Source organism: uncultured Pseudoteredinibacter sp., assembly GCF_947502065.1.
Classification (GTDB): Bacteria; Pseudomonadota; Gammaproteobacteria; order Pseudomonadales; family Cellvibrionaceae; genus Pseudoteredinibacter.
Genome location: NZ_CANMYE010000004.1, coordinates 19,519 through 44,574 on the forward strand (window position 1 = coordinate 19,519; position 25,056 = coordinate 44,574).

General features: G+C 47.0%; 24 protein-coding genes. 13 read left to right on the forward strand and 11 right to left on the reverse strand.

What is annotated here, in order from left to right; genetic code table 11:
- Positions 1-3: 3 nt before the first annotated feature.
- The 6 genes from rng to Q1A41_RS11760 form a co-directional block, all read right to left on the reverse strand.
- Positions 4-1,482 (reverse strand): ribonuclease G, encoded by a 1,479-nt coding sequence (rng, locus tag Q1A41_RS11735; RefSeq protein WP_299978971.1) that lies wholly within the window; start codon positions 1,480-1,482, stop codon positions 4-6.
- Positions 1,483-1,584: 102 nt separating this feature from the next.
- Positions 1,585-2,190 (reverse strand): Maf family protein, encoded by a 606-nt coding sequence (locus Q1A41_RS11740; protein ID WP_299978974.1) that lies wholly within the window; start codon positions 2,188-2,190, stop codon positions 1,585-1,587.
- A 198-nt stretch (positions 2,191-2,388) separates the two neighbouring features.
- Positions 2,389-2,517, reverse strand: coding sequence for a hypothetical protein (locus Q1A41_RS11745; RefSeq protein WP_299978977.1), 129 nt, complete (start codon positions 2,515-2,517; stop codon positions 2,389-2,391).
- A 436-nt stretch (positions 2,518-2,953) separates the two neighbouring features.
- On the reverse strand, positions 2,954-3,445 hold the full coding sequence (mreD, locus tag Q1A41_RS11750) for a rod shape-determining protein MreD (protein ID WP_299978981.1): 492 nt from the start codon (positions 3,443-3,445) through the stop codon (positions 2,954-2,956).
- Positions 3,445-4,287 carry a rod shape-determining protein MreC gene (gene mreC / locus Q1A41_RS11755; protein ID WP_299773641.1) on the reverse strand — a complete coding sequence of 281 codons (843 nt, stop codon included), beginning with the start codon at positions 4,285-4,287 and terminating at the stop codon, positions 3,445-3,447. The genes mreD and mreC overlap by 1 nt, the downstream gene beginning before the upstream one ends.
- Before the next feature lie 120 nt (positions 4,288-4,407).
- A complete protein-coding gene (locus Q1A41_RS11760; protein ID WP_299773344.1) occupies positions 4,408-5,442 on the reverse strand; it encodes a rod shape-determining protein in 1,035 nt (344 codons plus the stop codon).
- 639 nt (positions 5,443-6,081) lie between these two features.
- Here Q1A41_RS11760 and gatC point away from each other — a divergent pair.
- The 6 genes from gatC to Q1A41_RS11790 all read left to right on the forward strand — a co-directional run bounded on the left by gatC (position 6,082) and on the right by Q1A41_RS11790 (position 11,570).
- The gene (gene gatC / locus Q1A41_RS11765) at positions 6,082-6,363 is read left to right on the forward strand and encodes an Asp-tRNA(Asn)/Glu-tRNA(Gln) amidotransferase subunit GatC (protein WP_299773346.1); all 282 of its coding nucleotides are present in this window, start codon (positions 6,082-6,084) and stop codon (positions 6,361-6,363) included.
- A gap of 30 nt (positions 6,364-6,393) precedes the next feature.
- The gene (gene gatA / locus Q1A41_RS11770; RefSeq protein ID WP_299978984.1) at positions 6,394-7,848 is read left to right on the forward strand and encodes an Asp-tRNA(Asn)/Glu-tRNA(Gln) amidotransferase subunit GatA; all 1,455 of its coding nucleotides are present in this window, start codon (positions 6,394-6,396) and stop codon (positions 7,846-7,848) included.
- A 12-nt stretch (positions 7,849-7,860) separates the two neighbouring features.
- Positions 7,861-9,315 carry an Asp-tRNA(Asn)/Glu-tRNA(Gln) amidotransferase subunit GatB gene (gene gatB, locus Q1A41_RS11775; RefSeq protein ID WP_299978987.1) on the forward strand — a complete coding sequence of 485 codons (1,455 nt, stop codon included), beginning with the start codon at positions 7,861-7,863 and terminating at the stop codon, positions 9,313-9,315.
- Between the two features lie 75 nt (positions 9,316-9,390).
- On the forward strand, positions 9,391-9,687 hold the full coding sequence (locus Q1A41_RS11780; protein WP_299978991.1) for a PA4642 family protein: 297 nt from the start codon (positions 9,391-9,393) through the stop codon (positions 9,685-9,687).
- A gap of 62 nt (positions 9,688-9,749) precedes the next feature.
- On the forward strand, positions 9,750-10,544 hold the full coding sequence (gene cysZ / locus Q1A41_RS11785; protein ID WP_299978994.1) for a sulfate transporter CysZ: 795 nt from the start codon (positions 9,750-9,752) through the stop codon (positions 10,542-10,544).
- A 120-nt stretch (positions 10,545-10,664) separates the two neighbouring features.
- Positions 10,665-11,570, forward strand: coding sequence for a hypothetical protein (locus Q1A41_RS11790; RefSeq protein WP_299978997.1), 906 nt, complete (start codon positions 10,665-10,667; stop codon positions 11,568-11,570).
- Here the strand turns inward: Q1A41_RS11790 and Q1A41_RS11795 are convergent.
- The 4 genes from Q1A41_RS11795 to Q1A41_RS11810 all read right to left on the reverse strand — a co-directional run bounded on the left by Q1A41_RS11795 (position 11,536) and on the right by Q1A41_RS11810 (position 14,769).
- Entirely contained in the window at positions 11,536-12,336 is an 801-nt protein-coding gene (locus Q1A41_RS11795; protein WP_299979000.1) for a DUF2145 domain-containing protein, read from the reverse strand. The two genes, Q1A41_RS11790 and Q1A41_RS11795, sit on opposite strands and share 35 nt — an antisense overlap.
- A 35-nt stretch (positions 12,337-12,371) precedes the next feature.
- Positions 12,372-12,728 carry a hypothetical protein gene (locus Q1A41_RS11800; protein ID WP_299979003.1) on the reverse strand — a complete coding sequence of 119 codons (357 nt, stop codon included), beginning with the start codon at positions 12,726-12,728 and terminating at the stop codon, positions 12,372-12,374.
- 130 nt (positions 12,729-12,858) lie between these two features.
- Positions 12,859-13,284, reverse strand: coding sequence for a GNAT family N-acetyltransferase (locus Q1A41_RS11805; protein WP_299979006.1), 426 nt, complete (start codon positions 13,282-13,284; stop codon positions 12,859-12,861).
- Between the two features lie 48 nt (positions 13,285-13,332).
- Complete coding sequence (locus Q1A41_RS11810; RefSeq protein ID WP_299979009.1) at positions 13,333-14,769, reverse strand: FAD-binding oxidoreductase; 1,437 nt, start codon at positions 14,767-14,769, stop codon at positions 13,333-13,335.
- Positions 14,770-15,382: 613 nt separating this feature from the next.
- Between Q1A41_RS11810 and Q1A41_RS11815 the strand changes: the two genes are divergently transcribed.
- The 6 genes from Q1A41_RS11815 (at position 15,383) to Q1A41_RS11840 (ending at position 22,600) form a co-directional block, all read left to right on the forward strand.
- A complete protein-coding gene (locus tag Q1A41_RS11815) occupies positions 15,383-16,063 on the forward strand; it encodes a GGDEF domain-containing protein (protein WP_299979012.1) in 681 nt (226 codons plus the stop codon).
- A gap of 175 nt (positions 16,064-16,238) precedes the next feature.
- Positions 16,239-17,510: a TonB family protein gene (locus Q1A41_RS11820; RefSeq protein WP_299979015.1), complete on the forward strand. Its 1,272-nt coding sequence runs from the start codon at positions 16,239-16,241 to the stop codon at positions 17,508-17,510.
- Between the two features lie 66 nt (positions 17,511-17,576).
- Complete coding sequence (locus tag Q1A41_RS11825; RefSeq protein WP_299979018.1) at positions 17,577-18,998, forward strand: protein adenylyltransferase SelO family protein; 1,422 nt, start codon at positions 17,577-17,579, stop codon at positions 18,996-18,998.
- A 206-nt stretch (positions 18,999-19,204) separates the two neighbouring features.
- Positions 19,205-20,065, forward strand: a complete 861-nt coding sequence (locus Q1A41_RS11830) for an HDOD domain-containing protein (protein WP_299979021.1) — start codon at positions 19,205-19,207, stop codon at positions 20,063-20,065.
- Positions 20,062-21,453 carry a Si-specific NAD(P)(+) transhydrogenase gene (sthA, locus tag Q1A41_RS11835; RefSeq protein WP_299979024.1) on the forward strand — a complete coding sequence of 464 codons (1,392 nt, stop codon included), beginning with the start codon at positions 20,062-20,064 and terminating at the stop codon, positions 21,451-21,453. The genes Q1A41_RS11830 and sthA overlap by 4 nt, the downstream gene beginning before the upstream one ends.
- Before the next feature lie 262 nt (positions 21,454-21,715).
- Positions 21,716-22,600, forward strand: a complete 885-nt coding sequence (locus Q1A41_RS11840; RefSeq protein ID WP_299979028.1) for an MASE3 domain-containing protein — start codon at positions 21,716-21,718, stop codon at positions 22,598-22,600.
- A 40-nt stretch (positions 22,601-22,640) separates the two neighbouring features.
- On the opposite strand, the gene Q1A41_RS11845 is transcribed toward Q1A41_RS11840, so the two are convergent.
- On the reverse strand, positions 22,641-24,173 hold the full coding sequence (locus Q1A41_RS11845; protein ID WP_299979898.1) for a HAMP domain-containing sensor histidine kinase: 1,533 nt from the start codon (positions 24,171-24,173) through the stop codon (positions 22,641-22,643).
- Positions 24,174-24,296: 123 nt separating this feature from the next.
- Here Q1A41_RS11845 and Q1A41_RS11850 point away from each other — a divergent pair, with 123 nt between their 5' ends.
- Entirely contained in the window at positions 24,297-25,046 is a 750-nt protein-coding gene (locus Q1A41_RS11850) for a DUF3365 domain-containing protein (protein ID WP_299979031.1), read from the forward strand.
- Positions 25,047-25,056: the final 10 nt, after the last annotated feature.

A 25,056-nucleotide genomic window follows, 5' to 3' on the forward strand; every position in this document is an offset into this window, starting at 1 on the left:
ACGTTAAACCAAAATAATATCGTACTGTTCCTGGTGATAAATGGCCTCTACCTTGAACTTAATCGTTCGACCAATAAATTCTTCCAGGTCCGCTACATTGGACGACTCTTCATCAAGAAGTCGATCAATCACCAGCTGCGAAGCCAAGACCACAATCTCTTCGGTATTGTAGGCTCGCACTTCACGTAAGATTTCACGGAAAATTTCATAGCAGACCGTCTCTGGTGACTTTAAGGTGCCACGCCCCTCACAAACCGGGCAAGGCACACATAAGCTTTGGCCGAGAGATTCACGGGTGCGCTTGCGGGTCATTTCCACAAGTCCAAGCTCTGACACACCAGTTAAGCTGGTTTTGGTGTTATCACGCTCTAACATTTTTTCTAGGGTACGCAAAACTTGGCGCTGATGCTCCGAATCATGCATATCGATAAAGTCGATTATGATGATGCCACCAAGATTTCGCAGGCGCAGTTGGCGAGCAATTGCTGTTGCTGCTTCAAGATTGGTTTTAAAGATGGTTTCTTCTAAATTTCGATGACCAACAAAAGCTCCGGTATTCACATCGATAGTCACCATGGCTTCGGTCTGCTCGATGATTAAATAACCACCCGACTTTAGCGGAACCTTTTCACCCAGCGCACGCTGAATCTCTTCTTCGACACTGTAAAGATCAAACAGTGGACGTTCGCCGGGATAGTGTTCGATTTTTTCAAATATCTCGGGCGCATAGTCTTCGGCAAATTCGCGCATCTTGCCGTAGACTTCACGGGAATCAATTCTTAGTTTTTCCAGATCGGGTTTAACCAAATCTCGTAAGGTGCGCATAAATAGCGGTAAATCTTCATGTACAACCGCCGGTGCCTTTTGTTCTTTAATTTTTTTGCTAAGATCTTTCCAAAGACGATAAAGGAAAATAATATCGGCAGCGATTTCTTCTTTGTTCACACCTTCTGCAACGGTGCGAACAATAAAGCCACCCTCTTCTTCCTTGCGAATATCGGCGTCGACTTCCTGCACTAAGTTCTTTAGGCGATCACGCTCAGCATCATCTTCAATTCGAGTAGATATTCCAGTGTGGCGGGTGAACGGCATATAGACCAAGAAGCGCGCCGATACAGAAAGGTGAGTCGTTAAGCGCGCACCTTTGCTACTAATGGGATCTTTGGTTACTTGCACGATAAGCTCTTGGCCTTCACGCACAAGCGAGCGAATATCGGCCACTTCCGCACCGCGCTCTTCCATTCCATCTTCATCTAATGGCGCAATATCGGCCGCGTGGATAAAGCCTGCTCGCTCTAATCCAATCTCTACAAAGGCGGCCTGCATGCCAGGTAAAACTCGCACGACCTTGCCTTTATAAATATTACCGACATAACCTTTTGCCTGGGTACGTTCGATATGCACTTCTTGCACAAAGCCGTTTTCAACCAAGGCTACTCGGGTTTCTGTGGGTGATACATTGACCAGTAATTCTTCGCTCACAGCGCTTCCTTATACTTTAAATTCCGGGGTAATTTTTAATAATCGCAGTTAGGCTACCCGGACCCTCTTCTTGATACTGCTTACTTTATTACAGCCTAAGTTTTATTCGCTAGCAGCTTGCCAGATATGCACACCCGCTTGCTGTAATAAATTGGCGGTTTCGCTCAGTGGCAAACCCACCACATTGCTGTAACTGCCTTGAATGCTTTCTACAAAGACTGCCCCTAGACCCTGTATGGCATAGCTGCCGGCTTTGTCTTGGGGCTCACCACTTTCCCAGTAGCGTAAAATTTCAGCCTCGCTTAATTGGCGAAAGCTCACTTGGGTTTTGACCTCAACATAGTCACATTTATCCCCCCAGAGCACGCAAACACCGGTTACTACCGTATGACTACGCCCGGACATGCGCTTTAACATGGCTAGGGAGTCTGCGCGATCTTTCGGTTTGACCAATATTTCGCCATCTAGGTCGCCAATCGTATCAGCGGCTAAAATCACGCTGCTGGCATTTTCCTCTCGGCCGAGTCCAGCTTGCACCGCTCGCGCTTTGGCAATGGCCATGCGGCGCAAATAATCTAAGCTTGCCTCTTTTGCCAAGGGGGTTTCATCAATATCGGCACTTTGGCGGCGAAATGGCACGCCAATTTGCTGCAGTAACTCTGCGCGCCTGGGCGATTGAGATGCCAAAATGAGAGAATTCCCAGCCATTATCCGTAGGCCCTTAAAATGCCGCTAAATAGAGCTGAAGTATAACAGCCAGGGGGCTAAAACGCTTAGCCTTAACAATTCTGAAAACTCTTTATTTATTAGGGAGGTACGGGGCTAATTATCTGGGTTTCAGTTATTGTTTAAGGTAGTGCAGGTCTGACCGTTTTTAGCCCTGATAGCTCTTGTCCTGGAACACGCTCAAACCATCCAAGGGCGCTCGACTTCGCAGCGTCCATGCTGCTCTACGGTTCCTGGCCAAGAGCTATCAGGGCTAAAACCTGCAATAGTGGTTTCATTTAGATCAGCAATCTCTGTAAAAACGACCATAAAGCAAGCTCAAACAATGGTTTCGCACGGCCCGAACATTCAACTTACAGCCCAACCCACAAACTATCCTTAGGGTTTAACAACTAATGCCCGAATAGCAATATCCATATCACTTTACTGAAATAGGCTGGCCTTAGTAGAGAGCAACCCACGACTTACTCTTTGCTCACACTAGCCTCACCAAAGCGCTGTTAAAAGTCTTGATTTCAAAAGATTTAGAACCACGTTGTAGATTTTAGCCCTTGCTATGACTGGCCAGGAACCGTGGAGCAGCATGGACGCTGCGAAGTCGAGCGCCCTCGGATGGTTTAAGCGTGTTCCAGGACAGTCATAGCAAGGGCTGAAATCGGCCCGACTTAACAGCTACCCAATGGAACAAATACACTGTTCAACATTGGCCAAAAAGATCTTGAGAGGCGAGCAAAGAAAAACCAACTCAAACCCCAAGCCGCATCACCCAACATAGGCGATCCAAGCCATGGCTTAACAAAGGCCAGATAAACGCAGAGATTAAAGCAGGCGCCCAGAAGTAGGCGAATAGCGCTTCGCGCCCTAACAACATCGAAACCCAGTACAAAAATAATTCATGCATCGCCACCAGCGCAAAGATCCACATCATCTGCTGAATGGTGCCATAGGTCCGCAAACGGTGAATACTTAACTGGGTGATATAAATAGTGACCACCAAAGCCAACGCATGCTGCCCCAGCAAACTGCCCTGCACCACATCTTGCACCAAGCCCAACACAAAGGCCATGCCCACCCCCAGTAATTGAGGAAAGCGCAATACCCAATAAATCACCAGCAAGCACATCAACTCTGGACGCAACCAGCGCCAATCAAGAGGCAATGGATACACCATCAATACTAGAGCAACAAGAAAACTAAAACCAATTAGCCAACTATTATTGAGCTTGCCACCCTCCATTAAGGGCGATCCTCATTACGCTGGCCGCTAAAGGCTAACAAGACATGACGACTGCGATTAAGCTGGGCTTTTGGTCGCGCAATCACTGTCGCGAAAGATTTACCAGGGTCATGCAGAATGGAAACAACATCAGCAACGGGGTAGCCCACCGGGAAACGTTGCCCCAAACCAGAACTCACCAAAAGGTCGCCCACTTTGACATCAACCGTGTTGGATACATGGCGAAGCTTAAGCTCGTAAAGATCACCAGTGCCTTCCGCAACAGCACGAACACCGTTGCGATTAATTTGCACAGAAAGCGCATGGCTAGCATCAGTGATCAAAAGCACACGGCTAAAATAGGGGTTTACCTCAATCACCTGCCCCATTAAACCGTAAGCATCCAATAAAGGCTGGCCAACGAAAACGCCCTGCTCACTCCCCTTATTGACCACCACAACCTGCTCAGTAGGGTCTGGCGATACACCGATTAGCTCAGCGATTAATACACGGTCTTGCACCAACTCTGCAGAGTTCATCAATTGACGCAGGCGAGCATTATCGGCGGCCAAGGTAGCGTACTGCTGTAATTTACGCTGTAAAATTAAACGCTCGCCCTTTAGAGAACGATTCTCTTCCAACAACTCTTCACGGGATACCAGCGAATCATCCAGCCAATTACTGAAGCGATTCGGTAAATCGGTAATCCAATAAAAACCCAAAGCAAAGCCATCAAGCTTTTCTTTGACAGGTTCAATAGAGGGGCTAAAAAAGCGACTGGCAATAATGAGAGCGACGGCGATTAGCGCCAGCACAAATGCACGCAATGCCTTGGATGGGCCTTTGTTAAATAGTGGTTTTATGGCCGTGGTCCTATCCTAAACGCCCAACAATGAAATCTTTCGGGCAACGATCAAACAGGGCGCAGCGGCCCTAAACCAAAAAGCCCGACACCTTAGCGTCGGGCTACTGTTACCGCTAGCTTAGCTAGACAGCAAATCAATATTGCGGCTATCCATCAGCTCCATGGCTTTACCGCCACCGCGAGCAACGCAAGTAAGAGGATCTTCAGCCACAATCACCGGTAGGCCAGTTTCCTCGGCCAACAAGCGATCCAAATCACGCAACAATGCACCACCACCGGTGAGTACAATACCGCTTTCAGCAATATCAGAAGCCAATTCAGGCGGCGATTGCTCAAGAGCCGATTTCACCGACTGCACAATACCCGCAAGGGTCTCTTGCAGGGCCTCTAAAATCTCATCGCTATTCAAAGTGAAGCTACGCGGCACACCTTCGGCCAAGTTACGACCACGAACGTCGATTTCGCGCACTTCGCTACCGGCGTAAGCACAACCCACTTCTTGTTTGATACGCTCAGCAGTCGCATCACCAATAACGCTGCCGTAGTTGCGACGCACATAATTGACGATAGCCTCATCGAAGCGGTCACCACCAACACGCACAGAATCAGAGTAAACCACACCGTTCAAAGAGATAATGGCAATCTCAGTGGTACCACCACCGATATCCACAACCATTGAACCGCTGGCTTCTTCTACCTTTAAGCCCGCACCTATGGCCGCAGCCATTGGCTCTTCTATTAGGCGAACTTCACGGGCACCAGCACCGAGCGCCGATTCACGAATGGCTCGTTTCTCAACCTCGGTAGATAAACAAGGCACGCAAACCAAAACGCGCGGGCTTGGTTGAAACCAGTTATTCTCATGGACCTTCTTAATAAAGTGCTGAAGCATTTTCTCAGTCACTTGGAAGTCGGCGATAACACCGTCTTTTAATGGGCGGATAGCGGTAATATTGCCAGGTGTACGACCCAACATACGCTTTGCTTCAACCCCAACAGCCTCTACGATCTTTTGTCCATTGTGCTGACGGATGGCCACTACTGAAGGCTCATCCAATACTATTCCCCGCTCTCGCACATAGATGAGGGTATTCGCTGTTCCCAAATCGATGGATAAATCGTTGGAAAACATTCCGCGAAGGCCTTTTAACATGGGCTGTCTACACCTTTTATAGTCTTTAATTTTTTACATTATTAGCAGATTGAGTCTGCTTGCAGCCAGTAGTTCCCAGTCTTACGCTAAGACTGCCAAACGGCTCACAAAGCGCTGGGCTTTTGTGGGTCACTAGCCACTCAAATATTCTGTTTCACGCACTAACTTCAGATATTTCAAATACCGTAATGCGGGCTAAAAAAGAGCCTTATCTAGGCGCTCCCCAGAGTGATTTTGAACTTGCTCAAAGCCTGCAAATAAACCACCCAGCCAAGCACTTAATTTAGCCGTCATTTTCGTGCCAATCTTAGGCGAAGATAGACGACGCCCACGATTGCCGCACTCTATCAATGGTCGCAGTCCAGAGCAAGGAACAATTGGCCTATAGCGCCTTTTTCTCTGCAAGAAGACAGAAATTGAGCATTTTTTCGCCCCGAATTCCAGGATATTCCACTCAATGTATTAGTCCCCTAACGCCACCTTATATCAGGACTTAGAAATTCACCGGAGAAATTAACAAGCAAGGCTCGGTATATCGACGCTAATCTGGCACAATAGGGGGTTTTGCGGGGTCAGCCTTGGCATTCCCAAAGCCAACCCCATATAGCGTATTCATTGCCCAATATTTGGAGTCCTTACGTGGATCAATCAGATATCGCCAAACTGGCCAACTTGGCCCGTTTGGACATTAACGAAACGACGGCCAGCGAAGTCGCCGAAAGCATCAACGGCATCCTAGGCTTGGTCGATCAGCTGCAAAATGCCAACACCGACGGCATTGCTCCGATGGCTCACCCCCAGGACGCCATGCAGCGCCTGCGCAAAGACGAAGTGAGCGAAGAGAATGTGCGCGAGCAATTCCAAGCCATCGCGCCCGAAGCCGAAGAAGGCTTATACCTAGTACCTAAGGTAATCGATTAATTAGCAGCCGCTTTCAGATTAGGATTCACTATGCATCAACTGACCATTCGCGAGCTGGCTCGGGGCCTACGCGACAAATCATTCAGCAGTGTCGAGCTTACCCAGCATTATTTGGATCGTATCCAAAAACTCGACCCCGCCTATAACAGCTATATCACCGTTACCGCAGACCAAGCTCTGGCTCAGGCCAAAGACGCCGACGCGCGCATTGCCCAAGGTGATGATTCGCTATTGTGCGGCGTGCCAATGGCCCACAAAGATATATTTTGCACCGACGGCATTAAGACCTCTTGTGGCTCAAAAATGTTGGATAACTTTGTGCCGCCTTATAACGCCACCGTGGTTGAAAACTTCAACCGCTTGGGCGCGGTAAGCCTAGGCAAAACCAATATGGATGAGTTCGCCATGGGCTCAACCAATGAATCCAGCTTTTATGGCGCGGTTAAAAACCCATGGGATACCAGCCGTGTACCGGGTGGCTCCTCTGGTGGTTCGGCAGCAGCGGTCGCCGCTTTATTAACTCCAGCGGCTACTGCAACAGATACCGGCGGCTCAATTCGCCAGCCTGCGTCTCTATGCGGTGTAACCGGCCTTAAGCCAACTTACGGTCGCGTATCACGCTGGGGCATGATCGCCTTTGCTTCAAGTCTTGATCAAGGCGGCCCAATCGCTCGTAATGCTGAAGACTGCGCCATCATGATGCAGGCCATGGCCAGCTTCGACAGCAAAGATTCCACCAGCATGGATCACCCTATCGAAGACTACAGTGCACTATTGGACAAACCACTCGCAGGCTTGCGTATTGGTGTACCCAAAGAATATTTCGGCGAAGGCTTAAACCCACAAGTCGCCGAGAAAATTCAGGCCGCTATCAAACAGTTTGAAGCTATGGGCGCCACCATTAAAGATATCACCCTGCCCCATAATTCCTTAGCAGTACCGGCCTACTACGTGATTGCACCGGCTGAGTGTTCAGCTAACCTTTCACGTTTTGATGGCGTACGTTATGGCCACCGCTGTGAAAACCCAGCCGATTTAATGGATCTGTATAAGCGCTCACGCAGCGAAGGTTTTGGTGAAGAAGTTAAGCGCCGTATTTTGGTGGGTACCTATGCCCTATCGGCCGGCTACTACGATGCTTACTACAGCAAGGCGCAAAAAGTTCGTCGCTTAATTAAGCAAGACTTTATGAACGCCTTTGAAGAAGTGGATGTAATCATGGGCCCAACGGCGACTTCTACCGCCTATGAACTGGGCAGCTTAAACAAAGACCCAGTGTCCATGTACCTAGAAGATATTTACACCACGGCAACCAACCTCGCGGGCTTGCCGGGCATTTCAATTCCATGTGGTTTTGTCGACGGCTTACCCGTTGGTTTACAGGTAACCGCCAACTACTGGCGCGAAGGTCAATTGCTGAACTTGGCCCACCAGTACCAGCAAGAAACCGACCACCACCGCCAAACCGCCCCGAACGTGGCTTAAGGAGTTGACATAATGCAATGGGAAACAGTGATTGGCCTAGAAGTGCATGTGCAGCTGGCCACTAAAACCAAAATCTTTTCTGGTGCCAGCACCGCCTTTGGTGCCGAGCCTAACACCCAGGCCTGTGCCATTGATTTGGCCATGCCAGGTACTTTACCAGTCGTTAACGAGCAGGCTTATCGCTACGCCATTATGTTTGGCTTGGCGATTGATGCTGAAATTGGCAAGCGTTCTTTTTTCGAGCGTAAAAACTATTTTTACCCTGATTTGCCCAAAGGCTATCAAACCACTCAGTTAGAGCAGCCGATCGTTGGTGCTGGTCAGGTGGAATTAAATTTAAGCGAAGATCGCACTAAAACCGTTCGTATTCACCACGCGCACTTAGAGGAAGATGCGGGTAAATCTTTGCATGAAGATTTCCATGGTATGAGTGGTATCGACTTGAACCGCGCCGGCACTCCTTTGATTGAAATTGTATCCGAGCCGGATATGAGCAACGCCGAAGAGGCCGTGGCCTTTGCCAAGAAGCTGCACTCTATTGTGACTTCATTGGGCATTTGTGATGGTGAAATGTCGCAAGGTTCTATGCGCTTTGACGTCAACGTTTCGGTACGCCCGAAAGGTCAGGAAGAACTTGGCACCCGCACCGAAACCAAAAACCTCAACTCTTTCAAATTTATGGAAGAAGCCATTTTGCTGGAAGTTGAACGTCAAATTGATGTGCTGGAAAACGGCGGTGAAATCGTTCAGGAAACTCGTTTATATAACGGCGACACCAAAGTGGCTCGCTCTATGCGCAGCAAAGAAGAAGCTAACGATTACCGCTACTTCCCATGCCCAGATTTGCTACCGGTTGAATTGGATGACGACTACATTGATGCCATTCGCAATGATATGCCAGAGCTACCAGAAGCTCGCTGCGAACGTTTTAAAGCCGAATACCAGCTATCCGATTACGACGCCGATATTTTGAGTGGCGATATGGCTATGGCGGCCTACTTTGAAGCGGCCACCAAAGCCTGCGGCGATGCTAAGCTTGTCGCCAACTGGGTCATGGGCGACTTGGCCGGCAAGCTGAATACTGAAGAGCTGAGCATTGGCCAAAGTAAAGTGAATGCCGAGCAGCTAGCCGGTGTAATCAGCCGTATTAAAGACGATACGATCTCCAGCAAAATTGCTAAAGATGTCTTCGAAGCAATTTGGAATGGCGAAGGCGATAGCGCCGATGCGGTGATTGAAGCGAAAGGCTTAAAGCAGGTTTCTGATACCGGTGCACTTGAGCAAATGGCAGACGAAGTCATTGCCAATAGCCCAAAGCAGGTGGATAACTACCGTAATGCCGATGCTGACAAGCGCCCGAAAATGCTGGGTTATTTTGTTGGGCAAATCATGAAAGCTTCCAAAGGCCAAGCCAACCCGAAAGCGATTAATGAAATTTTATTAAAGAAACTGGACGAGCTACTTTAAGCCCGTCCTAATTACGGGGCTACCACGGCCTCGTAATCACCGCCGTGTCGATAATTGAAATTGAGAGCAATAGCCATGAGCTTAAAAAAAGACAAACAAAAAGTACTGGGCGAAGTCTTTGATGATGCCCGCATTCGTACCTTCCTAGACTTTGAGGCCCCTGCTGGCATCAATGCCGATTTTCATTTGCTAGAGAAAGCCTATCGCGGCATGAAAGCCGAGAATTTCTCTACATTTTTAGATATGTTTATTGCCGATGGTCGCGATATCAATGCCGCCAATAACGATGGCGAGAGTCTATTACAGCTCATTGCTGATCATAAGCAAGCCGCTCAGTACGCTAGCAGCCTCAAGGCACACGGCGCGCAATAAACACCTCTGTTTGCCGGCTTTCATCGTCTAAGTTGAACTAGTGAATTAAGGATTTGAGCCCTATGAACTCACCCGTAGCTGCTACAGCCGGTATCAACAATGTACAAAGCGGCGCCAATTACCTATTAAATGGCGCCCGCTTAATGCTGCACCCCAAACTCAGAATCTTTGTACTGATTCCTATATTGGTCAATATTGTCATCTTTATGCTGACCACCGCGGCACTGTTTGCGCAGTTTACTGCTGCCACTCAATGGCTGACGGACTTTCTGCCCGATTGGTTAAGCTTTTTAGCCAATATATTAGTGGGTATTGCCGTTGTTATGGTCTTATTGATTTACGGTTACAGCTTTAGCCTACTCACCAATATTATCGCCGCGCCGTTTTATGGTGTCCTAGCTGAGAAAGTGGAAGAGTTGGTAACCGGCGAATCCATTGAAGGTGAGCCACTATCACAAATGATTCCCCGTACCATCTGGCGGGAAATGGGCAAGCTCTGGTATTTCATCACCCGCGGCCTTGCGGTCATGCTATGTCTGCTAGCCTTATCCTTTATTCCACTGCTGAATTTATTGGTGCCAATACTGAGCTTCGCTTGGGCCATCTGGACCATTTCAGTTCAGTATGTGGATTACCCTGCTGATAACCACAAGGTAAGCTTTAAGGATTTACGCGCAAGGCTTTGGAAAAATAAATACAGCACTTATGGCTTGGGCGGCCTAGGAACACTAGGCGCAATGATCCCACTATTAAATATTATCGTACTGCCTGCGGCGGTATGCGGTGGCACCTTATACTGGCTAAAAGAACTACGTGAAAACCCAATGGCTGAGCTACCAGATTTAAGCAAGCTTTAAAAATAGACCCTAGTTATACAGTGACTAAGCTTGCTGTATAACTAAAATAATTACATCGGGTAACTTGTCACCCCTCAGCTTTGACTATACTGAGCTTAATATCCTTACTATTAAGCTCTTATGTTAAAGCGCATCTTCCTTTTACTTGTAGCCCTTTCCAACTACGTTTTTGCCGAGAGCAATAAGGTAAAACCTGAGATCCTTTGGCTACAATTCGACTTCCCGCCCTATGAAATCGCCTCCGGCAACGATAAAAACCAAGGGCAGATCGACCGTATACGTAGCCTAATCATCGATAGACTACCGCAGTACAGGCACCAAAAACCAACGCTGGTTAATCAAGCAAGAATGGACAGACTAATGCTCCAGAACAACAGCTGTCATATGGGCATGCTAAAACCCAAAAACCCAAAGCCCCACCTCATCTACTCAAAGCCACATATGACAGGAACACCGCATCACATTATTGCCAGCGAAAAGTCCAAAGACCGCTTTTACCGCAACAATGAAGCCATTTCGTTACGCGAATTGCTTAAGGAAGGTGAATTATTGCTCAGCGTCCCTTCTCGCTCAATGGGAAACGTGCTCAACGGCATTTTCAGTGAATACCAACAAGCAATCTCTATCCGCGAAAGCTCGAATGTCGGTGTCGACTTTTTTACCCTTATCGATAAAGGGCGCATTGATTACACCATTGAATACCCGCCCTCTATTACTCGCTGGAATCAAAACCACCCAGACAACAAGCTGATTGCCATTCCTATCCAAGAGCTTAGCGCATACTATCCCATCGGATACGCCGCCTGCAGCAACTCGGCACTGGGAAAAAAAGTAATCCGTGATATCAACCATAGCTTTGAAAACTTACTGCAAAGCACAGACTACATAAAAAATTACTTACTGTACTTATACCCTAAAAACCTACACCCCCAATTGCAGCAGCAATATGAAAACAGTGTTTTCATACACTATGATTTCACTCGTACTCCAGCTACGAATCAACCGAGACATTCTCTTGCAAAGTGAGCGAGTGCTGAACTAAGCCATACTTTTGTAAATACCGCTCAATACTGCCAAAGGTCGCCATTTTAGGGCGCCCTTTATGATCCTTTGTCACAATCTCCTTACGTAACATCGCAGCTAAAGATATTTTTAAGCTGCTCATGCGCAACTTTTGGGGCTCAAAGTAGGCCCTTGTATTGGCCTTTAACTGATCAAGGTCCGTCGTTTGATAAATGGCTGCATTGAGCAAATCCAAGGTGTACTCGGTGCAATTTTGATATTGCTGAGTTAGCGGATTAGAAATCAGGGAATATTTAGGATTGTGTAAGCGTTTATTTGCACCGCTATCGATTAAATCAATAAGGCGAGACTGCACTTCTTCGCGAGGAATCACTATACCGGCCTTTAATTCTTGTGCCCCCCAAAAGAAATCCACCGGATAATCTGTCAGCAAGTAACTACGCTCTGGCTGAGCCGGCACTTGATACAAATTATGAATCGCATAACCCTTCGCCTCCTCACCATTGGCAAGCTTTATATTTGAGTAGATCGCCACTGCGGTATGGGTGTAACGCACGCCTTTAGGCAGCTCGCCTTCTGGGCGCCCAAGCCTTGCAATAATGAAAGCTCGTGCGCCTCGAGCCGCGGCATATTTTTCTACCTGCTTAGCAAATTGAGCAATTCTCTTAGGCTCATATTTAGCAACCACATCCGCCTGGCTCCCGGCCACAGTATAAGAAGAGCAAAACACGATAAATAACAGCGGCAAAAACATACGATAAAACGCCATACACCACCTCTTTACTTCACTAAAACCGATTTTTATTAATTGGATCGCTGAACAGCTTGATTCGGAGCCGGCCCAACTGTGACGGTGGTTTCGCTCACTTCAAGCGCGGCTTTGCTTTTGATCTTTTTAGACTTAGGACTATGGGGTTTATAAGAAAGAGATTTCGCCGATTCAGTTAATACGCTACCAGCGGCCACGCTAGCACTCCCAACAATTGCCACTGGTGCTGCAACAGCTGTAGAGGCCACCTTTACACCAGCATGCAAGCCATGCCCTAGCGCCATTACGCTATGCTTACTGGCCTGCCCGCTATGATTCACAGACTCACTCGCACAAGCGGCAACAGGTGAAGCGATTAAAGCAACCATTAAAAGAGTATTGATCAGTTTCATATTTACCTCGTTTTTTGCAACAGATAACGAGGCAGAAACTAACGATTGAAGTAATCTTTGTAAATTCGAAAAGCCAGTGTATCAGCTGACGACACAGATGGTGGCAATAAGCGATACTTTTACGCAATAGTTACAGCCTGCTATAAATATCAGCCCGGTAGCGCTCCATAAAGGTATCTGGCTTAGACAAAGGCGTAAAACCCAATTTTTTATACAGACCGTGGGCATTTGATGTGGCCAAGGTAAACCGACGAACTTGCTTTAAAGATGGATGCTCGATGACCCTCTCAAGTAAAGCCGCCGCCAAGCCTTGCCCTCGATAATCTGGCCAGACAATCACATCAACCAAATTTGCGAAGGTCGCCATATCGCTAATTACTCGGCAAAAAGCAATCTGCTCGCCGTTTTCAAAAGCGGCAAAGCACAAAGAGTTATCAATGGCGGTATGAACCGTTTCTAGGGGAATCCCTTTTGCCCAACTACTTTCCATACATAAAAAGCTATGGATCTTACTTACGTCTAAACGCGATTTATCTTGGCTAAATTCAATGTCCATAAACGGGAGGCTTAGAGCACCGGCATGCTACCAATGCTCTATTTTTGATTAGGAATTAAATATCTTTCCAGGGTTCATAATGTTATCCGGGTCAAACACGGTCTTAATGCCCTGCATCAGCGCAACATCAGCCTCACTGCGGGTATATTGAATGTAGTCGCGCTTCACCAAGCCAACACCGTGCTCTGCCGAAATAGAACCTTGGTACTTCTCAACAATTTCAAAAACTTGCTTATTAACGGCTTGGCACTTTTCAAAAAACTCTTCTTTTGCCATATTTTCTGGCTTAAGAATATTGAGGTGCAAGTTACCATCACCAATATGACCCCACCATACCAAGGTGAAATCCGGATAAGCCTGACTGACCACCGCATCTATATCTTCTAAGAAGCCTGGCACTTGCGAGGTGGTGACCGAGATATCATTTTTATAAGGTGTAAACGGCGCACAGCACTCGCCCAGGTTTTCTCGCAAGGCCCATAGATTTTCTGCCTGACTTTCGCTCTGAGAAATAACACCATCGAGTACCCAGCCCTGCTCCATACAGTATTCAAATACTTCCATGGCGGTCTCGGCATCTTGCTCGGATTGATTTTCGTATTCAATCAGCACATAAAAGGGCGTTTGTGATTCAAATGGGCGCTGCAAGCCGTGGGCTGTGGTGAGCTTGCAACCAGATTCAGAAAAGAACTCAAAAGCGGTTAAAGGCATGCGATTTTGAAACGCGCGCAAGATCTCCATAATGGCGGACATCTCAGATACGCCCAGCACTAGGACCGAAAGATCTTTCGGTGGCTGAGTTAGACGCATGGTGGCTTCTACAATAAGACCAAGGGTGCCTTCAGAGCCTGCGAACAAATGGCGCAGATCATAGCCGGTATTGTTTTTTAGCAAGTTTTTATTCAGATCGATCAGCTCACCAGTACCGGTAACAACCTTCATACCGGCAACCCAATCACGAGTCATACCGTATTTAATCACCTTAATACCACCGGCGTTGGTGGCAATATTACCAGCGATTTGACTAGAGCCCGCTGAGGCAAAATCCACCGGATAATACAAACCCTGCTCTTCAGCAAAATCTTGTAACTGTTGAGTAATAACACCTGGCTGACAAACCACAGTGCGGTCAACGGCATTAAAATCTGACATTTGATTCATATAATCAAAAGACACAACAATTTCACCCCGGCTCGCAACGGCACCGCCGCTTAGTCCGGTACGACCACCAGAAGGCACCAAGGCGATTTTTTCATCGCGTGCGAAACGCACCAATTGCTGGACCTGCTCGATAGACTTAGGAAACACGATCGCTAGAGGATTCACCCGGTAAAGCTTCGTCCAATCACAGCCATGCCCCTGTAAAGACTCTTCATCAATACGAACCTTATCGGCATCGATAAATACCTGTAATTGCTCGGCCACCTGCTGACGACGCTGATCACTGGGTTCAGTTACAAATTCTGAATTTGGCGTGCTGGACATAAAAAACTCGCTGCTATGGTTTTTGGCTCTGCCCTATGTTGCTAATGATTACTTCAGGCAGTGTATTGCTTGCTATTTAACTTGGGTCTTGCTGCCCAAGGGGGCGATATTCTCCCTTTACCAGCGACACATGGCAAGCTTTCTTAGCGCCCTCAAGACACACACATAACTCAGCGTTATTGGCACAATAATAACCATGTGTCACCTTAGATAACATAACACTTACCTGCGAGCCTAGCTTGGTGCTATGGTGCAGCTAAGGCTCATTCATAGAGCTATTTCTGCAGAAAGTTTAGGCAAATGATAAAAAAATCAACCACTTAAAAAGCCTAACAACAAGCTGTGTTCGACCATTCGATCACAACAAACAAATGGATTTTTAGAGCCTAATGCTAAAAATCTTAGGGTGAAATATAAAACCTCTCGGGCTTCAAGAATTGAGCCTGTGCACCCTAGGGCGCTTATTTTAATAAGCCGCTGGCTCTCCTGCTCGTAGAAGATATGGATACTTAGGGTGAAAATACTGTTATTAGTGGTCTTGCTTGGCGGTCTCAAGTCAGCTGAGGCCCGGCATGATCAAGCAACACACGTCACGGCTTTGTGGCTGAACTCTATGCACAGTCTAAAGTGCTCTGCATTCAATGGCCTGGCGCCTATCAAGCAAGAAGAGCAAGCGGTCTCGGATATTCAAATCCACGCCTCATTTAGCATGTTAATGCTATCGGCCATAGTACTGGCCATTGCCTTGATTCGTGAACGTCGTCATAAGCATCGCTTGCAAGAGCTGGCCCATATCGATCATTTGACCTCGCTGTATAATCGGCGCTACCTCTACCGTTTAGGCAAACGCTTGCTCAACAGAAGTAATAAGGGAGCCAATAGCTTTGCCGCCATCATGCTGGATGTGGATCACTTCAAACAAATAAATGATGAGTATGGCCACAGCACGGGCGACCAAGTGCTGACGCAAATAGCTAGAGCCTGTATTGACGAGTGTCGCCCCAGTGACATTGTAGGGCGCTTTGGCGGTGAAGAGTTTCTGTTACTGCTGCCAAATACCCAGCTAAGTGAGGCTCTTATTGTTGCAGAGCGGATTCGCGTCAAAATTACCGATATCAATATCGACAGCAACAACCCGAGCCCGCAAGGCGCTATAATCTCGGCCAGTTTAGGGGTATGCTGCAGCAACCAAGAGACCTATTTAGACTTTGACGAGCTGATCAAACGCGCCGATGAAGCCATGTACCGGGCCAAAGCCGCAGGACGAAACCGAGTACAGTCGCTGTCACATTAAGCTAGCAATTAAAAACATGCGATATTTCCTTGAATACCTAGAAAAAACCAGTACAGTCTGTCGTCTAAAGCAAAGTCGTTATTTAATGATGAGCACCCCATAAATTACAGCGGGTTTAAGGCCCTATCGACCGATAAGACAAGCCGCTGTATTGAATAATAAAATGGATACTACAGTGACCAAGCTTCTGCCCCCTCGCCCGCAACGCCGCCTCAAAGTGTATGCGCTAAGCTCACTTTTGTGTTTGGGGATAAGCGTTAACAGCTCAGCCGATCAACTTTTGAACGGTATTGCCAGCTATAACAAGTTAGGCAAAGAACGTTTTCTTGCAGGTTTATATCTAGGCTCAACAGGCAATGATCCGGCGGCGATCTTGAACTCCACTGAGCCACAAAAGATGGAAATGCGAGTTACCGCCAAACGCCTCTCTTCACGCAGCCTAGCAAAGCTATGGATTGAGAGTATGGCAATCAACAATCCGCCCTCAGTGCTAACTGAGCAAGCCAACGCCATGGTGGCCTTTTCAAAGCTGATTAAGCGGACTTTACGCACCGGCGATCACCTTATCATCCACCGCAAAAGCAGCGGTACCACCGAAATTAGCCTGAACGGCATTAAATTGGGTGAAATTGAACAGCAAGGCTTCTTTAAAACCCTGCTTAACAGCTGGTTAGGCTCGGTACCTTTTTCAAGCAGCTTTAAATCGCAGCTACTGGTGAGCGGCAATGTTAACGAAGATCTCAATGCCCGCTTCGTTTCACTGAATCCTGATCCGGAGCGCACGGTTCAGTTGGCACAATCTGTTCAGGCCAATAACACTGCAGCATCTACGCCTGCCGCCGCAGTTAGCACTCAGCAAACCAGTGCTAACATTGCTCAAAGCAGCAACACGCCAGAGCCCGAAACACCCGAGCCAAGAGCCGCACAAGATAGCGCTCCGAGCCTTACTCCAGCAGCCGAAGCCGTTATTGCCCAACCGCAAATTGAAAAACCTAATATTCAGCTTGGCACTGGCAGCCCAGAAGAAGAGCAACCCGAGCCAGAGCCTGCACCAGCCGCTCAAGAGCAAGCCATTATTAGCGCCGATGACCTAGATGAAGAAGAGCTAGACGGTGAGGAAGATATTGCCGCAGAGCTAACCGCCGAAGCGCTACTCAATCGTCAGCTGTATCATTCAAAGCTCGTTAAGTGGGCCTACCAACACGTTAAATACCCCAAACGCGCCATCGTTCGTGAGCAGCAAGGTAGCGTACAAGTTGAGCTGGTGATTGATCGCAACGGCGATGTGCGAGACCTTCAGCTGATTGAGCCTTCTAAATACGCTACCTTAAACCGCGCGTCACAAAAGGCTATTGAAGCGGCATCCCCCTTCCCACCGATGCCAGAAACAATGAGCCAAGAAGAATTCCGCTTCACTTTACCCATAGTTTATCGTCTACCGGATTAAACTAGCGGCACGCGCTTAAGCGCTATGATTTAATAGGGCCTGTAGTGAACCTCCAGGCCCTTTTTTATGCTCGACCAACTAAAACAAGATTTCGCCAGCTTAGGCCATGACTTTGCCCGCCCTGTGAAAGCAACACCGCTGGCGGGAAGCGAAGTTCGACACATCAATTGGGCATTGGTAGAGCAGCTAGGCCTGCGCGATTGGATAAAAACACCCGCCAAGCTTCAGCTCATCGCCTCGGCTAACTGCCAAGGCCTAGCGATGAAATATTCGGGCCATCAATTTGGCGTCTTTAATCCGCAACTGGGCGATGGGCGCGGATTGCTATTAGGCGAGTGGCAAGACCCCGAGGGCGAACTTTGGGACTGGCACCTGAAAGGGGCTGGCCAAACACCCTTCTCTCGCTTTGGCGATGGTCGCGCCGTATGGCGCTCCAGTCTAAGAGAACATTTTATTGGTGAAAGCCTTAGTGCACTGGGAATATCCAGCACCCGCAGCTTGTGTCTTGCCAGTAGCCAAGACACGGTAATGCGTGAAGCCCCAGAGCAGGCAGCCACGGTAATTCGCGTGGCTAAAAGTCATATTCGCTTTGGCTCCTTCGAAGAATTCTTCTACCAACGTAAATATCCGCAACTGCAAGAACTGGCCGACTACTGCCTGCATCGCTATCTGCCCAACGCTGCAGCTGGGGATTACCAAGCTTTACTGGATATGGCTGTTACCAATACCGCTAGAATGATCGCACTTTGGCAATCCTTTGGTTTTAATCACGGCGTTATGAATACCGATAATATGTCGATTATTGGAGAAACCTTCGATTTTGGTCCCTATGCCTTTCTCGATGATTACGACCCCCAATTTATTTGTAATCATTCAGATCACCACGGTCGCTACAGCTTTGAACAGCAACCCAATATCGGGCTTTGGAATCTTAACGCGCTGGCACATGCGCTCTCGATCCTAATGGATCAAGGTCAACTCAAAGAGAGCCTCATGGCTTACCAAAAACAGTTGGCCAATCATTATCAAGAGAGTTTGAATCGGCGCCTGGGTTTGAATTCTGTGCAAGAAGCCGATGTTGCTCTCGCTCAGCATTGGTTGCAGCTATTGCGTGAGCACAAACTGGATTACAACTTAAGCTTTCGCGCACTCGCCTCGTGGCTGAGAGATGGACAGTGGCCGGGGCAATTTGATGTACTAAGAAGTAACAACACAGCAGAGCAATGGCTAAGTAGCTATCAAGAACGAATTAGGCAGCAGTGCCCCAGCGAAACCGCTCAAAAAATGGACAGCTACAATCCATTGTATTTACCCAGAACTCACCACTTGCAAGCCGTCATTGAAGCATCTCAAAATGGCAACGACGGCCCAATGGAAAAGCTGTTTCAATGCATCCAGCAACCCTTCAAGCGACATAAAGACGATCTTGGATTTGACCGTTCACCTCAAGAGGCCGACAAAGGCCTATGTTTGAGTTGTTCCAGCTGAACGGTATTTCCTAGCCAAAGCAGCAACTCAAGCGCTTTCTAAGCAAAATTATTCCTCATTTTCTCTTAAGTAGCGGATGAAATGGCCGATACCAAGGCTATACGCTGCAATCCTTTTGAAAAGAGCCCGCTTTTGCACCTGCCTTTTCTGAGGACTGGACTACACTTAAACACGAGCTACCGTTTATGCCCAGCAAAGCCAATACTATGTCACAGGTTATAAAAATGGATGTAAAAACTCAGATTTTGACGCCCCTGCTCGAAACTCTGATCAAAGAGGAAAACATTGAAGTGCCGATGTTGCCAGAGGTGGCAAATAAGGCCGTGACCCTTGCCCAAGACCCAGAGTCTGATGCCAATCAAATGGCCCAGCTAATCACTGGTGATCAATCTTTGGCTGGCCACGTAATGCGCATTGCGAATTCGGCAGCGTATACTCCTAATGCCTCTCTCGTGTCATTGCAGCAAGCCATCGCCCGTTTAGGTATGGGCTTGATCGGTGAAATTGCCGTCGCCGCTTCTATCGGCACTAAAATGTTTCACACTCCAGGTTTCGAACAACACATCGCCTATATTTGGCAACACGCACTCGCATCAGCACTGTGGGCCAAAGAGATCTCACGCACCTGCCGTCGCAATGTAGAAACCAGCTTTCTATGTGCCTTACTGCACTCGATTGGTCGCCCTGTTGCCGTGCAAACCATTTTGGATTTAAGCCAAAAGAAAGGTTTGCAAATGCAAGAAGACGAAGTGCTCAAGGTCGAAGAAGCTTACCATCAAAAGATTGCTATTCAGGTCTTGGATACTTGGGGTATGCCCGGCTTAATCAAAGAAGTGGTCGAATATTTCTATGATTATCAGGCAGCACCAAGCGCGACAGGTCAAATCGCCAACGTCAAAGCCGCTGCGGCATTCGCCACACATATGCTTAAACCCGACGATATGAGCCGGGGCCAACTCTTCGAACTCGAAGTGCTGGGTGATCTGAATCTATACAACGATGAGATTGAAGAGCTGCTGGATAAAACAGATCTTGTTAAATCCAGTATGGAGGAGATGTCAAAATGAGTAATGCCTACGACTATGACATGCTGGTCGTGGGTAGCGGCCCAGCAGGACAGAAAGCCGCCATTCAAGCTGCCAAGGCAGGCAAACGTGTTGCTCTGATCGAGCGAGACAATCTTTTCGGCGGTGCCTGTGTGCACCGCGGTACCATTCCTTCAAAAACTCTACGCGAAAACGCCCTGCGGGTAAGCCACATGCGACAAAATGCAGCCCTGGCTGATTTTGAGCTTACCGAAGATATCGAAATGTCCACTTTGATCACGCGATTAAACGATGTCTTAGTGGCACATGATATGTATATGTCACGCCAGATTGATCGCAATGGTATTGATCGCATTAAAGGCCGTGCCAGTTTCATCAATAATGAAACTATGCGCATTGATCGGGTCCAAGCTGAGCCCTTAACCGTGACTTGTAAAACGGTGGTCTTAGCCACGGGTTCCTACCCAAGAAACCCGCCCAATATGCCAATCGACCATGAAAATGTGCTCGATAGCGATTCGATTTTATCTCTACTTTATTTGCCGAAAAGCTTAACCGTATTAGGCGGCGGTGTTATCGCAAGTGAATACGCATCCATCTTTCAAGCGCTGGGCGTAAAAGTCACCATGATCGATAAATATCCAAAACCATTGGGATTTCTTGATCATGATCTTTGCGATACCTTTGTAAAAGTATTCGAAGAAATGGGCGGCACCTGGATCGGCGACTGCGAAGTTGAACATGTCAGCTGGGACGGTATTTCAGAGGTCACCACTGAGTGCAGTGACGGCACCATCGTACGCAGCCAAAAGCTACTTTGTGCTGCCGGCCGTATCGCCAATGTTAAGAATTTGAATATCGACAAGGCAGGCTTGAGTTTAAATGAGCGCGGTCTAATCACCGTCGATGAAGATATGCGCACATCTGTGCCCAATATTTTTGCAGCCGGCGATATTATCGGCCCACCTTCTCTAGCCTCTTCTTCTATGGAACAAGGCCGTCGAGCAGCAAGCCGTGCTATGGATATCGACGTTAGCAATATGAACGATATGATCCCTTCAGGTATCTATGCAATCCCTGAATTATCAGCTGTTGGCCTTAATGAAGCCCAGGCCATTAAAAAATACGGCGGATCGGTTGTTGGCAAGGCGAATTTCGATGAAATCGCACGTGGACAAATCTCTGGCAACACCCATGGTATGCTCAAGCTAATCTGCGACGATAAAGGCGAGAAAATTGTCGGCACTATGATTGTTGGTGAGGGCGCAACCGAGCTTGTTCACATTGGCATGATGGCCATCATGAATGAGATGGAAGTTGATGCGATGGTAGACAGTATTTTTAACTTCCCGACACTGGCCGAGGCCTATCGAGTCGCTGCACTGGATGCCATATCACAACGGCCTTAGTTGTAAGTTCACAGTGATCTAAAAATAATGACTTAGATCGCTGTGCAACCTTCTCCCTCTTTCTCTCCCCTTTTTCTCCCCTCTTCACAAGGCATTTCCTTACTCCCTGTTTACCCCATCAAAGCAGTATTAAAATTCAGCTTGATCAAAAACACCCAGAATTAAAGCCCGATTTTAAGAAGAAATTTAGCTTGGCCTGCTACTGGCGCCACCGGCAAGAAGATCTACACTGAAAATATAACGTATAATTTAGGTGTGGAATATGTCTGAGTGGGACACAAAAAACTTTAAAGCTATGTTATTCATTGCGGTTTTCGCCGTTTGCTTTTTGCCTTTCTTGGCGTCCACCCTAGGGGTTGATTTCGCAACCCCTGGCATTCAATCTCAGGACAGTGATTTGGCCGACATTGAAAAAAGCTTCCTCGCCTTACGAGGTGGGCTAGTTCACGCTCTATTAGAGTGGAGCGCCGTCACTATTGCCTTGCTGGTGATGATCATTAGCTTATTGCATTACTACTTTCACAGGGATATCACGATTCCTATCATCGGCACAGCACTACTTTGCGCAGGCTTTACCGATGCATTTCATACGCTGGCTGCCATGAGAATTATTGAAGCCAAAGCCGAAAATAGCGACTTTATTCCGTTCACCTGGGCTCTATCTCGCATGTTCAACGGTGCGATCATTTTGGTAGGCAGTATTTTATGTATTTGGTTACTCAGCCTGAAAAGTCCTAAGGAAGATCAACATTGGAAGCACGGGGCATTTCTCAGCCTAATCATTTTGATTTTTATATTGATCGCTTACTTTGTGGTGAACTCGGCAGCAATGAGCTCCGATTTGCCCAAAACCACCTTTAGCGAGGGGCTTATCAGCCGCCCATTTGATGTGCTGCCACTTCTACTATTCTCTATCAGCGGTATTTTGTTCTGGAGTTGGCATAATGCCAAGGAGACCGTATTTCGATACGCCTTAATTCTCAGCGTCATTCCCAATATTGCCACACAACTGCATATGGCTTTTGGCTCAGAGCAACTTTTTGATAATCACTTTAATATTGCCCATAGCTTAAAGGTTCTAAGCTATTTCATTGTACTCATCGGTATCGCCATAGATGCTATTGTAATCTTCAAGGATTCCAAATAGCCGTTAACATCCTTAAACTAAGCGACTAAAAACAAGAAAACTAGCTAGCTTCTGCTAGCTCTTGGTTCTCCACCTCGAAGTGAAAAGACGTTCCAACGCCCACTGTACTTTGGCAACTAATATCGCCATTCATTTTAGAAACCGTATTATAAACAATGGAAAGGCCAAGTCCGGTACCGCCAGAATTTTGAGCGGTTGTGTAAAACGGTGTAAATATCTGTGACAGCTCATCCTCTCCCATGCCGCGACCATCATCACTGAAAGTAAACTTAACTTTATCCCGATCAGCCGTTTCAACATCCAAAACAACCGTGCCCGACTCTTTATCTTTAAAGGCATGATTTATGGTGTTCAACAGTAGATTGGTAATAATAGAGTACAAGCCCCCTAAATCACTTTTCAAAGTAATGTCTTCAGGGCAGTTTAAGGTAATATCGACATGATTTTCTTTCAGCTGGTGATTAAAAGAGGTGATGATATCCCAAAGCGCCGCATGCAAATCAAATTCTCTAACCTCATTTCTATTTTGCTCTACAGCCACCTCCTTAAAGCTTGCTACTAAATTAGCGCTACGCTCTAAGTTTCGCCTTAATAAGCTGCTTAAATTATCACAGCGAGCAATGTATTTTTGCAGATCATCAAGAGACAAACTTTCTTGCTCTAACTTATCTTTAACCTTGTCGGTGTTTTCTTTTAAGGTTGAATTAGCGGTTATGCACACACCTATAGGAGTGTTGAGCTCATGTGCCACACCTGCCACCAGCTGCCCTAAAGCAGCCATTTTGGCCGACTCAACAAGCTCCCCTTGAATAGAACGCAGCTCTTCAAAAAGATCATTAAAGGCCCTTGCCATTTTATTCAACTCTTGATGCCGGCAATCCTTGTCGATCCTATGGGAAAGGTCGAAATTCTCTCTTATCTCCTCAATTCTTCGACATAGATAATCAATAGGATTAGTAAGGTGTGAAGCAAAAAGATAGGCGACTAGACTTGCAATAATAGTAGAAAAGATCAGCGATATTGGAATAAAGGACATGATAAAGACATTGTCGGACTTGGCTGCTGCTGTCGAAACATCCACTCGATCCACAACCGAGAAATACATATCATCAATTTGAAGATTAAGCTGTTCTGAGACTTCAAATGCTTGCCTTACACGGCTGTTGCCCAGCAATAGTAAATCCTGAATATAAAAGTCAGTCGCCTCCACCATATAACTGTAATAGTCATCGATATTCGCCTTCGTTTCTCTAGCGAAATCTGGGTAGCGATCCTGCAAACCAATTAGGCTCTGTTCAATAGCTTGTCGACGTAGCTCAGATTCATCCTTTGATTCGGAAAGATAAGTTCTGGAATAGTTGCTTAGCCAAAATTTTAATTCTTCTACCTGAAAACGAAACTCAGATATTTCTCTGATTTCCTCATTAGATACCAGCAAACTGTCAAGCTGACCAGAACTCGACATTATTCGAAAATAAATTAAGCTTACCGTAGTCACCATTATCAAGATAAGTAGTGACACCAAGGCGTAAACTTTACTTTTTAAACTTACACCACCTTCTAGACCTGTCATATCTGCCACTCATCTCCAATATTCCCGCAATGTTATCTGCGGCTTTCAATCGCTCATCCCTGTCTTATACTCTAGTTAACAGCAGAGCTTTTCGCTGCATTAAAAACGAAAACTGGCACGACTATGAACATTATAAAAACTGTCTCGACAACCATCCTTGTTCTGTTATTAAGTGGCAGTAATATCAGCCATGCGAATGAATACAATTCCGAGCAAAAGGCGGCCATGGCCAAGGAATTTGCTGATTTATTTATGGCATTTAAGGTAAGCATTTTTAAGCTGCAGGGACATATCAACAATCCTGACATTGGCGACAAAGGCTTGACCGGCGCAAAGATGGTTGAGTATGCCAAAAGAGAATACAAAGAACTAACCGGTAAAGAGTTTGTTCTATCTAGCAACCCAGATTTACTGTCAGCGCAATTAGATTTGTTTCAAGCAAGCAATAGCATCATGCAAAAAATGGCGCCGGTGATAAACCGTAAAGGTCTAGGTTTTAAAGGCTTTATCACAGCTATTTTTGTTCGCATGGTGGCTAAAGAGTTCTCCAGTCGGTCGTCACGCTGGAATTTCAAATTCACCGCACCAAATGATTTGTTACGAAGCCAGGCTAATGCCGCCGACAATTGGGAAAGCCTGGTATTCAGTGATAAGTTCCGACAAGCGAGCTGGAAAGCAGAAGATAATTACAGCGAGCATACCGCTGCAGGCTACCGCTGGATGATGCCTATTTACCATACTTCGGTATGTTTAAGCTGTCATGGTGGGCCCAAAGGCAGTCGTGATATTACTGGCGCCATAAAAGAAGGCGCCAAGCTAGGGGATTTGGCTGGAGCATTTAGCATTGTATTTTCGGATATAAAAACGCCCTAAATGGTTCCTC

What these genes read in the sequence shown, in the direction of transcription:
- Q1A41_RS11815 (WP_299979012.1), top strand. Translation starts at nt 15,383, where the DNA reads ATGCACAGTCTAAAGTGCTCTGCATTCAATGGCCTGGCGCCTATCAAG.
- Q1A41_RS11850 (WP_299979031.1), top strand. Translation starts at nt 24,297, where the DNA reads ATGAACATTATAAAAACTGTCTCGACAACCATCCTTGTTCTGTTATTA.
- Q1A41_RS11810 (WP_299979009.1), bottom strand. Translation starts at nt 14,769, where the DNA reads ATGTCCAGCACGCCAAATTCAGAATTTGTAACTGAACCCAGTGATCAG.
- Q1A41_RS11825 (WP_299979018.1), top strand. Translation starts at nt 17,577, where the DNA reads ATGCTCGACCAACTAAAACAAGATTTCGCCAGCTTAGGCCATGACTTT.
- Q1A41_RS11830 (WP_299979021.1), top strand. Translation starts at nt 19,205, where the DNA reads ATGTCACAGGTTATAAAAATGGATGTAAAAACTCAGATTTTGACGCCC.
- mreD (WP_299978981.1), bottom strand. Translation starts at nt 3,445, where the DNA reads ATGGAGGGTGGCAAGCTCAATAATAGTTGGCTAATTGGTTTTAGTTTT.
- sthA (WP_299979024.1), top strand. Translation starts at nt 20,062, where the DNA reads ATGAGTAATGCCTACGACTATGACATGCTGGTCGTGGGTAGCGGCCCA.
- Q1A41_RS11845 (WP_299979898.1), bottom strand. Translation starts at nt 24,173, where the DNA reads ATGACAGGTCTAGAAGGTGGTGTAAGTTTAAAAAGTAAAGTTTACGCC.
- Q1A41_RS11795 (WP_299979000.1), bottom strand. Translation starts at nt 12,336, where the DNA reads ATGGCGTTTTATCGTATGTTTTTGCCGCTGTTATTTATCGTGTTTTGC.
- Q1A41_RS11790 (WP_299978997.1), top strand. Translation starts at nt 10,665, where the DNA reads ATGTTAAAGCGCATCTTCCTTTTACTTGTAGCCCTTTCCAACTACGTT.
- Q1A41_RS11840 (WP_299979028.1), top strand. Translation starts at nt 21,716, where the DNA reads ATGTCTGAGTGGGACACAAAAAACTTTAAAGCTATGTTATTCATTGCG.
- gatA (WP_299978984.1), top strand. Translation starts at nt 6,394, where the DNA reads ATGCATCAACTGACCATTCGCGAGCTGGCTCGGGGCCTACGCGACAAA.
- Q1A41_RS11740 (WP_299978974.1), bottom strand. Translation starts at nt 2,190, where the DNA reads ATGGCTGGGAATTCTCTCATTTTGGCATCTCAATCGCCCAGGCGCGCA.
- cysZ (WP_299978994.1), top strand. Translation starts at nt 9,750, where the DNA reads ATGAACTCACCCGTAGCTGCTACAGCCGGTATCAACAATGTACAAAGC.
- Q1A41_RS11800 (WP_299979003.1), bottom strand. Translation starts at nt 12,728, where the DNA reads ATGAAACTGATCAATACTCTTTTAATGGTTGCTTTAATCGCTTCACCT.
- Q1A41_RS11745 (WP_299978977.1), bottom strand. Translation starts at nt 2,517, where the DNA reads ATGGTCGTTTTTACAGAGATTGCTGATCTAAATGAAACCACTATTGCA.
- Q1A41_RS11760 (WP_299773344.1), bottom strand. Translation starts at nt 5,442, where the DNA reads ATGTTAAAAGGCCTTCGCGGAATGTTTTCCAACGATTTATCCATCGAT.
- Q1A41_RS11780 (WP_299978991.1), top strand. Translation starts at nt 9,391, where the DNA reads ATGAGCTTAAAAAAAGACAAACAAAAAGTACTGGGCGAAGTCTTTGAT.
- Q1A41_RS11805 (WP_299979006.1), bottom strand. Translation starts at nt 13,284, where the DNA reads ATGGACATTGAATTTAGCCAAGATAAATCGCGTTTAGACGTAAGTAAG.
- gatB (WP_299978987.1), top strand. Translation starts at nt 7,861, where the DNA reads ATGCAATGGGAAACAGTGATTGGCCTAGAAGTGCATGTGCAGCTGGCC.